The following is an 11,352-nucleotide window of genomic DNA, read 5'->3' as shown; positions in this document are numbered from 1 at the left end:
GGGTGGTGCTTTCTTCATTGCGCCAGAGGTCGCTGCCCAGGTGCAGGCCGCTGATCCAGCTGCTGTAAGCCGGGTTGATGTCGCCGTTGCCGCCTGCATGCAGGCGCTCCTGGCTGGCAAACAGCCACATCGGGTGCCTGGTTGTGGTCTCTGCACTGGTATCCAGCGCTGTGCCTACGGCCTGCGGGCCATGCAGCAGTGCATGCAAGGCCATACGGCCTGAGAGGTCCATCAGCGCAGGCAAGGCTGCGCTGGCGGGGCGGTAGGCAGGGCGGGCAGTCGAACCACTGCTCAAACTCTGACTGCTTGTACTCTCACTGCTCAAATACCAGTTCTGCCCAAAGCCTTTAGCATCGCCAGCGCGCAGCTTGTATTCGTAGGCACCGGCATACACCGGCTGTTTGAGTTTGAAACCATCTTTGCTGCTCTGTGCGGTGGTGTCGGCATTTGCCTGCGCTTCGACCACCAGCATGCCGTCACCGCCGGTCTTCCCACCCAGGCCGCCAGCGTTACGGATAGCAAGGTAGGTCGTGCCGCTGACCTTGCCGCCATTGCGGATGATGATCTTGTCACCCGCCACACTGCCATCGCCCAGTACTTGGTTGAGCGTGATCAGGCCACCCTGGCCGACAAGCTCATCTATACTCAGGGTTTTAGCTTTGAACACGCTGCCGGGCGCCTCAAAGTCGATATGGCCGTTGTTGCCAAGTCTCAAGATATTGTGGGCAGAATCGCCGGTCATTTTCCAGGTGGTTGTTAGTTTGGCTGCAGCCCCGCTGTTGCTGCCTGGCTCGTAGTTGATAGTGCCTTTCCAGATTGAGTCAGCCTCAAGGTACGCAGCGCCACCGGATTTGACCGTGAGATTTTCTACAGTACCGTTAGCCTTAACATCAAAACTCCCACCCGCCTGCACAGTAGTATTTTTCGCAGTACCGTCTGCCCTTATAAGCTGAGTACCGTCTTTTCCTACCACGGTGCCTTCGGCTATACCCTTAGCATAAACGAATTGCGTGCTGGCCACACCCGGCACGCCGCCCACAGCAGCCCTAAGACCGAGCACCTTCGTATTAGTCGCCGTGCCATAGACGTCTTGTATATCACCATTATCAATCACGGCACCATCGCTACTCCCCCCGGCGGGCACTATGCTATCGGCAGCCTGGGCCTGCTGGCCAGCCAGGCATAACAAAGCCAACAGCAGGCTGGTGGGGTTTAAGATTCCACTCTTGGCACCACGATAAGTACTTGATGGACCTAGGGCCTTATGGGGGGAATGCAGGGACAACCCCCCGGGTTTCTTCAGGGGTTTGTGTGTGTGATTCGGCATAGCATAGGCCTTTCCAGATTTAAAACTTGAGAGTAAAACTGCGAATACGCAGGCATTCTCAAACATCTGGGAGGCACAAAGCTGACAAGAACTTACATATGTTAACGGTGCAGGCTTTACTGGCCTCAATCACTCAAAAAGTATCAAGGGTTGCTGATGGGTGGTTGATTTTTAAGCTTTAGCTGCCAATTGATCATGGAGTTTGAAAAAGTTTGGCAGCCTGTAGCAACCATAGGTGGACTCGCGCAGGGCGAGTGATGCACTTGCTGGAAGTTGTAACTCTTCGGATGATTTCACGGCTGTGTTTCGCCTCTAGGCGAAATAAAATGCTGAAACAGAGCACAAAACCATCCAAAGAAATACCGATTAAAATCTCATAGGAAAGTGCAGGACCTGTGCCCTACTGGAACCAAGCTAAGTATGTACCTTGGCTGGGTGGCCGTCCCTAGAAACTTCGCTACGCTACGTTTTCCGGCCTACGCCGGAATGACGGACGAATGTAGCGCTTATTTCTTGGAAAACGAAGGGTTGGTCGCTACATACGACTTCACCCCCGTTAAAATCGCATTCACCAGCTTATCCTGATAAGCATCATCATTCAGCCTGGCTTCTTCCTCCGGGTTACTGATAAACGCCGTCTCCACCAAGATAGAAGGAATATCCGGCGATTTCAGCACCGCAAACGCAGCTTGTTCTACATACTTGGAATGCAAGGTATTGATTTTTGCTATTCTGCCGAGCACGCCTTTACCCAGGCGGATACTGTCGTGTATGGTCGCGGTCTGCGACAGATCCAGCAAGGTGCGCGCCAGATCCATATCACGCGTATCTATGGCCACGCCACCGATCAGATCCACCGCGTTCTCTTTCTTGGCCAGGTAGCGTGCACCAGCACTGGTGGCGCCGCGTTCAGACAAGGCGAACACCGAGGAACCACGCGCGGTGCTATTGATAAATGAATCGGCGTGTATGGAGATAAACAGGTCGGCTTTTGCGGCACGCGCTTTCTTGACGCGGTCGCCCAGGGGTACGAAGTAGTCGCCATCGCGGATCAGGATGGCTTGCATATTCTCTTCAGCGTCTATCTGCTGCTTGAGTTTGCGCGCGATCGCCAGGGTGATATGCTTTTCGTGGCTGCCTTTGGAGCCGCGTGCGCCTGGGTCTTCACCGCCATGGCCTGCATCTACCGCAATGGTGATGATCTTCTGGCCTGGCCTGGCTTGTTTGAGCGGTTTTTCAACCGGCTTTTCCGGCGCTTTTTCTGCGACTGGTTTTTCCGCGGGCTTTTCTGTTGCTGGATTGGCGATGACCGGCTCTGTCACTGGCTCGCTGGCAGTAGCAGGTTTTTCTTCCGCGCTGGCAGCTTCAGCCTCTTGCAGTTTTTTGCTATGCGCCAGGGCCGGTGAACCCAGTGGCGGTTCAGTCGTGGCTGTGGCCGGGGCGATGCTGATCGCCAGGCGCTGCTGCGAGTTACCGGCGTTCATGTCAGTGACTAAAGGTTTGATATCCGACTTGATATCGAACACCAGCCGGGTGGTGTTTTCGGTGAACGGCGCAATGCGGATTTTGGAAAGATAAGGGTGTTGCGCGTCCAGCTGCGGAGGCAGTGCTTTCAGGGTCGGGCTGATGGCGACAGTGTCCATGTCTATGACCACGCGAAACGGATTATCCAGGGTGAAGACCCGGTATTTGATCTGTTGGTCCAGCAATAATTCCAGATGCACCTGGTTGCCCTGCTGCTGCAGATTGGCCAGTATGACTTCAGCGGCCTGTGCCGGCATGCTGAGTGCAAATAACAAGGTGATCAGCCATAGGTGCAGCTGCTTAAAACGACTTACTGGCATAAACCTTCCAAAGATAGCGCTTGCTGGCTGGTGATATGCAGCACGCGCCCATGTGGCAGAATATCAAAACGGATCTCAATATCGGCCACTGGTAATAAAGCACCGGCATTCTCAGGCCACTCGACCAGGCAAATACTTGTGGTGTTGAAGTAATCCCTAAAACCGGCGGCTTCCCACTCTTCAGGGTCTTGAAAGCGGTATAAGTCAAAATGGTAACATGAACCGATAGCCAGGTTGTAAGGTTCTACAATGGTGTAAGTCGGGCTTTTGACTTTGCCGACGTGGCCCAGTGCATGCAGGATCCCGCGCACCAGCGTGGTTTTACCGGCGCCCAGGTCGCCATGCAAATAGATCACCTGCCCTGGCCGTAACTGCTTTGCCAGCAGGCCTGCCGCATGCGTGGTGGCTGCTTCGTCAATTAAAATCTGTGTAGAATACGTTTCTGTCATGTCACACCATTCACATCCCGCTCCCATACACCTGCCTGATCATCATGCTGCCGAGAAAATGGCGGCCACGATCAAGGGCTGGGCGCGCGAATTGGGCTTTGGCAATATAGGCGTTACCGATACCGACCTGTCTGCCGCAGAGCCAGGGTTTATGCGCTGGCTGGAAAAAAAATACCATGGCGACATGGATTATATGGCAAAACACGGTTCCAAGCGCAGCCGACCGGCAGAATTGGTGCCCGGCACATTGCGCGTGATCTCGGTGAGCCTGAATTACATGCCGGACGACGCCCAGGATGGCTGGAAGATACTTGCAGAACCGAACAAGGCTTATGTCGCCCGCTATGCCATGGGGCGCGATTACCACAAAGTCATGCGGCAAAAACTACAACAACTGTGCACACGTATCACTGCTACCTTCGGCAGTTTTGAATACCGCGTCTTCGCCGATAGCGCGCCGGTACTGGAAGTCGCGCTGGCAACCAAGGCCGGTGTGGGCTGGCGCGGCAAACACACCCTGCTGCTCAACCGGCAACAGGGCTCCTGGTTCTTTCTGGGCGAGATCTACACCAACCTGCCGTTGCCGGTAGACCCACCCACCAGCTCACACTGCGGTAGTTGCAGCGCGTGTATCGATATCTGCCCTACCCAGGCCATCGTCGCACCTTATGAACTGGATGCCAGGCGTTGCATCTCGTATCTGACCATAGAACACAAAGGCAGTATCCCGCTGGAGCTACGCCCGCTGATAGGTAACCGCGTCTATGGCTGTGATGATTGCCAGCTGATCTGCCCGTGGAACAAGTTTGCTGTGGCCACTGAAGAAAATGATTTCGCTGTGCGCAATGGCCTGGATAGCACTGACCTGGTGACCTGCTTTGCCTGGACAGAAGCGGAGTTTCAGCAGCGCATGGCGGGCAGCGCGATCTACCGTATCGGCTATGTGCAATGGTTGCGCAATGTGGCGGTCGGCTTAGGCAATGCCCCGACTTCAGCCGCAGTGATCAGCGCACTGACAGCCAGGCTGCAGGATGACAGTGAGCTGGTCAGAGAGCATGTGCAATGGGCGTTGAATATTCACGATAAAAACAATATTAATCAAAAGGTTAATTAGTATTCATAAAGTGATTAATTAAAATAAAAAAGCTGACCAAGGTCAGCTTTTTTATTTGCGATATGAATAGATCAGACCGACTGTTTGCGCCTGGCCATCAGCCCAAGCAAACCCAAGCCTGCCATCAGCATAGCCACGCTATCCGCTTCTGGTACCGGGACGGCTAACGCAGAAGTGACTGCCCAGACGTAGCTATGCGCAGATTTACTGTAGCCATCCATCTGCACGCCATCATCGGTTGCAAATATCCAGGCACCGCTTGGAAAAGCCGACGGCAATGACGACCAATAGATATCGTATACCTCGTTATCAAAAAAAGCCGTATCGGGAATACCGGCCACATCTGGCTGGTAATTGCCCAGTTTATCGTTGATAGCCTGACCGCCCAGTTCATCGTAATACAGCCTGGCCATCTCGCCGGTGCTGGTGTCCACGTTATAACCACAATCGTTGCCATTATTTGAAAAGCTGCAGCCTACGGCGCCAGTATCAATAATGGCTGGCAAGCGCCACTGGTTGGTGCCAGCGTAAGAAACGCTGTTTAAATAGCCAACAAAGGCGTTAGCCCCATACCAGGTCGCGGCGCCGTCACTCTTAAAGTCGCTGGCAGTTAAAGCATAACTACCGGAATAAGTACCTATGATCGCATTCACCACGGTTGAAAAACCCTGCGTGCTGATCAGGGAACCCAGCAGATTGGCATCTTTGGTCCAAGTGATAGCGCCAGCACTGCTATATACCACTTCGCTGCCACCTGAGGTGTAGTTTGTTAATGCTGCCTGGGAATGACTACTGAATAAACCGAAAAGTGCGATAGAAATAAAAGCCGCTTTATTATTTTTTAGCACGACTAGCTCCTCTTGTTTTTTTTGAAGTTTTTAATTAATTTTTTAAAAGCACTTCAATTTATCACAAAAAGCTTGCCACAGTCACCTACGCCACATGATCAGCGAGTAAGGCAGCGCCCAGTATTCCTGCATTATCTGCAGAGGATGAAAGATGTATTTTCACCTTGTCACGCAACACAGGGATCAAGTCTGTCTGCAAGCGCTGGTTAAATGCATCCTGCATCAGCTGCCAGGAAGAAACCACACCGCCACCTATCACCACGTTTTCCACATCCACAATATTCAGTGTCAGCGCAATCGCCTGCGCCAGCTTTGCACCGGCCAGCTGGAACACAGACTGTGCCTGCGCATCGCCCTGGCCTGCCAGCGTGGCGACTTCAAAAGCCGTTAACTGTTGATTGCCCAGCCTGGCGTAGTTTTTACCTATGGCAGTGGCAGAAGCATATTGCTCTACGCAACCAAAGTTGCCGCAGCCGCATGCCGGCCCGCCGGGTTCGACGATCAGATGACCTATTTCCAGGGCATAACCATGTGCCCCCGCCCATACCTGTCCAGCGCTGACCAGCCCACCGCCTATGCCGGTACCCAGGCCAGCGTAGAGCAAACCACCGGCAGGCCGGCCTAGCAGGCAATACTCACCATAAGCGGCTGCATTGCCATCATTGGCGACCAGTACCTGACGCCCCAGCATGCGCGATAGATCGTGACCCAGGTTGACATTCAGCAACCCGGGGAAATTCGGTGATTGCGCGAGCACACCGCTTTGGGGATTGATAAACCCCGGGAAACCTATGCCTATGGCCTGGATAGCAGGATATTTCTCCAGCAGTGGCTGTATGGCCTCGGCAGTGACCTGCAGTATTTTCTGCCAGGCTAGCTCCGGCGCGTTCTGCTGGCAAATAGCAGAGTAATTGGCCTGAAAGCGGGTATCTTCGACTAATGCCAGGTCTGAGAAAACGCCTAACCTCAAATTAGTGCCGCCTACATCCAGCCCCAGGCGTAAAACGCTAGCGGATTCAGGCATAGGCGCGGCCGCTTTCTTTCACCAGCTGTTTAAAGGCGGCGATTTTGTCATCGGTCAGTTGTTCCCAGTGCATGCGCCAGGCCCAGTTATTGATGCTGGTGCCGGGCGTGTTCATGCGCGCGCTGCCATCCAGGCCCAGAATATCCTGCATGGGCACTACGGCCAGGAAAGCAATGCTGTTCAAGGCGAGCCGCATCAGTGCCAGCGGCATGTCCGGGCTCTCCTGCTGCAGATAATCATGCAGATGCGCACGTGCCCCCTCCTCGGCCTCCTGGTACCAGCCCAGGGTGGTATCGTTGTCGTGCGTGCCGGTGTACATGACGCTGTTTTCGTCTATATTTTCCGGCAGGTAGGGGTTATCGTAGCCACTGCCAAAGGCGAATTGCAGTATCTTCATGCCTGGCAGGTGAAACGCGTGGCGCAAGGCATCGACATCTTCAGTGATGATACCCAGGTCTTCGGCCACCAGGCTGAGCTGGGGGAAGGTCTGTATGATGGTTTGCAACAAGGCGTGGCCAGGCGCAGGCTGCCAGTAACCGTTGATGGCGGTCGGCTCGCTGGCGGGGATCTCCCACGCCGCCTGCAGGCCACGAAAATGGTCTACGCGCACGATATCAAACAGCTTGGACTGGGTCTGGATGCGGCCCAGCCACCAGGAGAAACCATCTGCCTGCATCAGCTCCCAGTTGTAATGCGGATTGCCCCAGCGCTGGCCGGTGATGGAAAAGTAATCGGGTGGCACGCCGGCCACGACTGTCATGTTGGAATCGGCATCCAGCTTGAACCATTGCGGGTGCGCCCAGACATCGGCACTGTCATAAGCGACAAAGATAGGGATATCGCCAAATAGCTTGATGCCGCGCTGGTTGGCGTATATTTTGAGCTGCTCCCATTGCTGGAAGAATATGTATTGCGTGAACTTGATCAGGGTCAGTTTTTCCTGATGGGTTTCGGCAAAGGTCTGTAAGGCCTGTGCATCATGCCTGCGGTAAGCCTCTGGCCACTCGTTCCAGCTTTTATAGCCATGCTGTTCCCGCAGGCTCATAAACAGGGTGAAGTCTTCCAGCCAGTATTGCTGCGCCTGGCAAAAACGGGCAAAGCCAGACCAGCTCAGGCCATGACCATCCACTTTGGAGATCGCGCCATTCGACTGCACGCGCAGCATCACTTTGGCAAACAATTCGGGTTGTGACAGGTTGACCTCATCCGGCAGGCACCAGCCTTCGTTCAACAACTGTTTTACGCTGATCATGCCGGTGTGCCCGGCATGTGCCGACACGCTTTGGTAGGGAGACTGGTCTTCGTGCGGCAAGCTGACCGGCAGGGTCTGCCAGATCGTCACTTCCATATCCACCAGCTGATTCACAAAACGATATGCATCCGGGCCAACGTTACCTTCAGGTAACGAGGTGATATGCATCAATACACCAACTTGTCTGGATTGCGTCATATTGTTCTTATTGAATAATGGTGAAAATGATCAATGGAGTTAATCGGGATATTTAATCAGGTGGTTTTCAATGCCTGATCAAGACGTTCCTCTACGCATGGTGCCTGCATTCTCAGAATTGCCGCCGCCATGACTGATAGACTGAGACAAGTTGTCAGGCGGGACTAAACCCAGCAAATGGTAGAGATTACTCAGGTTGCGGCGGTAGAGTTTGTCAAAACTGGTGACGCTTTGTGCATTGTTGTAATCCCCAAACCACCAGAACCAGTCTGAGCTTTCGCAGACAGATAGTTGCTGCTGGCATTTTTCTCTGGCTGTCACTGAAAGCTTGTGCGCATGCTGGTCATACTGGCGCTTGGCTTCACATAACAGGTCCCAGGCACGGTTTTTGGCAGGCTCGCCTATCCAGGTACTGAAGGTGCCGTGCACCCAGCTGCCGGCGCAAATATCTTCCAGTAGTTTGGGCTGAGGTAACACTTGCGACTTCTGCAAAGCAACAATATCGCTAAAAGTTGTCATCTGGATCAGCGGGTGACTTGCCAGGGCCTGATAGAGCTCATTCAAGAAGTAATAGCCGTTGTAAGGGTAGTATTCCCAGGCATTCTCACCATCCAGAATGACGCTGACAACGGATGTTGTATCTGCGTCGCTATTGGCATGGATGGCTTCAAGCGACTGCACAAAATCATGCACCGCTTCGCTGGCATATTGTTTGGAGTATTCAAAACCGATCTTGTCTGATAACTGGTCATCGCGGAAAAAACAGACGATATCCTGCTGGCCATTCGTCACACGGTAAGGCTGGTACAAATAGTCTTTCGCCTGCTCATGTTCCAGCCCCAATTCTTTCAGACTATTCGCCAGCACGCCCTGCCCGGTAGCTGCCCAGGCGACATTCTGCTCTGCCAGTAAAGATAAAGCCGCATGCGAGACCGCACCTTCAGCTGGCCACATGCCAGTGGACTTTTGCCCAAACACTTTCTCATGAAACACCTTGGCGGCTTCTACATGCGTGATCGCACGCGCATGCCCATCCGGGTAAGCGGGCGATTTAGGCAGAGGCGCATCCGGCATTGCGTCTCGCGTGCTGTTGAGATCGATCAGCAATGGCAGGATAGGATGATAGTAAGGTGTGGTGGTGAGTTCGATCTGCCCTTTGGCAGCCAAGGCCTTATAGCGCGGCAAAATGCCCTGCAGTGTCTCACTCAGGACATCGACCAGCGCTACCCGGTCTTCCAGGGTAAACAGCAGGCCTTTTTTCATCAGGCGCTGGATGACCTTGCTTTTACGGCGCAAGCCTTCACCTGTCCAGGCCAGGTGATACCAGACCAGCAAGTCAGCCTTGAATTGTGCGGACAAATAATGGAATTGCCCGGACTTCATGATAGGTTCGACCAGTTCGTAGAGGTGCAGCAAGCGCTGGTAATGCGGAAACGGACTCAGCATCTTCTCGTGGTGCGCCTTAAAGCAGCTATCGACGATCAGCTGGCAATCTGCATCGGTGATATGTTCAAGATCCGGGCTGGACAGCAAGCGCAACAAGGGGTCACGCCACTGGCCGATACGCGATTGCTCGGCGTAATCCTGTAACTGTTCGACCAGAATAGGCACAAAATTGAATGTGACTCTGGCCTTGGGGTTCTGCTCAAGGTGGTAGGCCATGTCGCTGTAGTCTTTCAGCGCATGCAAATATGTCCACGGCAGCACATATTCACCACTGACCTGATCGCGGTAATCTGGTTGATGCATGTGCCAATACAGATTTAACAGCAGTTTTTTATCGGACATACATATACCTCTTTCAAATTCGACCTACTTTATTTTTTTGGAAGCTCTGATCAAAACCCGCTGCGTCGCCCTACATTGTTATTTAATTTATAAAAACCTGCCTGCCTGTGAACACCGTGTCAAAAACAGTGTTCACACATGGCCCTGCATTCACTATTTGACTCTATACAGGTCCTGGCCCAGCATATCCGGCGTCACCAGCACTATGCCTTTTTCTGACACGTAAAAGCGCTTGCTGTCACGCACCAGATCGACACCTATCTCCATGCCGGCCGGGATATCACAACCGCGGTCTATCACCACATTCTTCAAAATCACGCCTTCGTTGATCTTCACCTTGGGCAACACCACCGCGCCATCAAGGTCGCAATAATCCGCCACATGCACACCGGAGAATAAAACCGAGTTTGAGACGCTGGAACCACTGATCAGGCAACCGCCTGAAACCAGGGAGTCCGTCGCCTTGCCGGTGCGTCCTTCATCCTTGAACACGAATTTAGCCGGCGGCAATTGCTCCTGGTAAGTCCATATAGGCCACTCGCTGTCATACAAGTTCAATTCCGGGATGACTTTTGTCAGCTCCATATTGGCTTCCCAATAGGCATCTATGGTGCCTACGTCACGCCAGTAGTAGCCGTTCTCCAGTGCGCCTACGCAGCTATCGGTAAAACGATGCGCCTGCACCCGGTATTTGTTGATGATGTAAGGGATGATGTCCTGGCCGAAATCGTGGTGAGAGTTGCGGTCATAAGCATCGCGTATCAGTTGCTCGTACAAGAACTTGGCATTAAAGATATAAATACCCATGCTGGCAAAGGCCTGAGTAGGGTCATTCACCATAGGCTTGGGATTGGCCGGTTTCTCATCAAAGGCGACCACACGGTCAGTGGCGTCTACTTCCAGCACACCAAAGCCCTTGGCATCTTCGAGTGGCACATTGATGCAGGCGATGGTCATATCCGCATTGCTGCGCGCATGAGTGGCCAGCATTTTGCCGTAGTCCATTTTATAGATGTGGTCACCGGCCAGCACCAGGATATATTCACCACCGTTTTCGCGCAGCAGGTCTATATTCTGGTAAACCGCATCTGCCGTTCCCTTGTACCACTCCTCCCCCAGGCGCTGCTGGGCGGGGATGATATTCACATACTCGTTGAATTCACCACGCAAAAAGCCCCAGCCGCGCTGCACGTGCTGGATCAGGCTTTGCGCCTTGTATTGGGTAGCGACATTGATACGGCGTATACCAGAGTTGATGCAGTTGGAGAGCGGGAAATCGATGATGCGGAATTTACCGCCGAATTGCACCGCCGGTTTGGCGCGCCAGTCAGTCAGGTTCTTCAAACGGCTGCCGCGACCACCGGCAAGGATGATGGCGACGGTATTTTTAGTCAGGGTACTGATAAAGCGATCAGAGTGACGTTCTTGTCGCCGGGTGTATCTTCTGCGTTCAACAAATTCTGCTTGAGACATGATGCCTTTCCTTTTTTTCTGATCCCAAAAAATCA

General features: G+C 53.3%; 9 protein-coding genes. 1 reads left to right on the top strand and 8 read right to left on the bottom strand.

Going from position 1 to position 11,352, the window contains the following annotated elements:
• The 3 genes from ACT6RZ_RS14105 to tsaE form a co-directional block, all read right to left on the bottom strand.
• On the bottom strand, positions 1 to 1,195 hold a 1,195-nt coding region (locus tag ACT6RZ_RS14105), incomplete at its 3' end, for an AIDA repeat-containing protein (protein ID WP_444702728.1).
• A gap of 638 nt (positions 1,196 to 1,833) precedes the next feature.
• Entirely contained in the window at positions 1,834 to 3,171 is a 1,338-nt protein-coding gene (locus ACT6RZ_RS14100; protein ID WP_444702727.1) for an N-acetylmuramoyl-L-alanine amidase, read from the bottom strand.
• Complete coding sequence (gene tsaE, locus ACT6RZ_RS14095) at positions 3,162 to 3,620, bottom strand: tRNA (adenosine(37)-N6)-threonylcarbamoyltransferase complex ATPase subunit type 1 TsaE (RefSeq protein ID WP_444702726.1); 459 nt, start codon at positions 3,618 to 3,620, stop codon at positions 3,162 to 3,164. The genes ACT6RZ_RS14100 and tsaE overlap by 10 nt, the downstream gene beginning before the upstream one ends.
• Here tsaE and queG point away from each other — a divergent pair.
• Complete coding sequence (queG, locus tag ACT6RZ_RS14090) at positions 3,619 to 4,734, top strand: tRNA epoxyqueuosine(34) reductase QueG (protein ID WP_444702725.1); 1,116 nt, start codon at positions 3,619 to 3,621, stop codon at positions 4,732 to 4,734. The two genes, tsaE and queG, sit on opposite strands and share 2 nt — an antisense overlap.
• A gap of 71 nt (positions 4,735 to 4,805) precedes the next feature.
• Here the strand turns inward: queG and ACT6RZ_RS14085 are convergent, their stop codons facing one another.
• The 5 genes from ACT6RZ_RS14085 to glgC all read right to left on the bottom strand — a co-directional run bounded on the left by ACT6RZ_RS14085 (position 4,806) and on the right by glgC (position 11,317).
• Positions 4,806 to 5,582 (bottom strand): Lcl domain-containing protein, encoded by a 777-nt coding sequence (locus ACT6RZ_RS14085; protein WP_444702724.1) that lies wholly within the window; start codon positions 5,580 to 5,582, stop codon positions 4,806 to 4,808.
• A gap of 85 nt (positions 5,583 to 5,667) precedes the next feature.
• On the bottom strand, positions 5,668 to 6,606 hold the full coding sequence (locus tag ACT6RZ_RS14080) for an ROK family protein (protein ID WP_444702723.1): 939 nt from the start codon (positions 6,604 to 6,606) through the stop codon (positions 5,668 to 5,670).
• Positions 6,599 to 8,056: a 4-alpha-glucanotransferase gene (malQ, locus tag ACT6RZ_RS14075; protein WP_444702722.1), complete on the bottom strand. Its 1,458-nt coding sequence runs from the start codon at positions 8,054 to 8,056 to the stop codon at positions 6,599 to 6,601. The genes ACT6RZ_RS14080 and malQ overlap by 8 nt, the downstream gene beginning before the upstream one ends.
• Before the next feature lie 78 nt (positions 8,057 to 8,134).
• Positions 8,135 to 9,844 (bottom strand): glycoside hydrolase, encoded by a 1,710-nt coding sequence (locus ACT6RZ_RS14070; RefSeq protein WP_444702721.1) that lies wholly within the window; start codon positions 9,842 to 9,844, stop codon positions 8,135 to 8,137.
• A gap of 153 nt (positions 9,845 to 9,997) precedes the next feature.
• Entirely contained in the window at positions 9,998 to 11,317 is a 1,320-nt protein-coding gene (glgC, locus tag ACT6RZ_RS14065) for a glucose-1-phosphate adenylyltransferase (protein WP_444702720.1), read from the bottom strand.
• Between the last annotated feature and the right edge of the window lie 35 nt (positions 11,318 to 11,352).

It is taken from the genome of Methylophilus sp., assembly GCF_052437885.1.
Lineage (GTDB): Bacteria > Pseudomonadota > Gammaproteobacteria > Burkholderiales > Methylophilaceae > Methylophilus.
This window is presented reverse-complemented; position numbering and strand designations above follow the sequence as displayed.

Excerpts from the sequence above, each read along its gene's own strand:
- ACT6RZ_RS14070 (WP_444702721.1), bottom strand. The coding sequence starts at position 9,844 with ATGTCCGATAAAAAACTGCTGTTAAATCTGTATTGGCACATGCATCAA.
- ACT6RZ_RS14100 (WP_444702727.1), bottom strand. The coding sequence starts at position 3,171 with ATGCCAGTAAGTCGTTTTAAGCAGCTGCACCTATGGCTGATCACCTTG.
- ACT6RZ_RS14080 (WP_444702723.1), bottom strand. The coding sequence starts at position 6,606 with ATGCCTGAATCCGCTAGCGTTTTACGCCTGGGGCTGGATGTAGGCGGC.
- malQ (WP_444702722.1), bottom strand. The coding sequence starts at position 8,056 with ATGACGCAATCCAGACAAGTTGGTGTATTGATGCATATCACCTCGTTA.
- tsaE (WP_444702726.1), bottom strand. The coding sequence starts at position 3,620 with ATGACAGAAACGTATTCTACACAGATTTTAATTGACGAAGCAGCCACC.
- queG (WP_444702725.1), top strand. The coding sequence starts at position 3,619 with ATGTCACACCATTCACATCCCGCTCCCATACACCTGCCTGATCATCAT.
- glgC (WP_444702720.1), bottom strand. The coding sequence starts at position 11,317 with ATGTCTCAAGCAGAATTTGTTGAACGCAGAAGATACACCCGGCGACAA.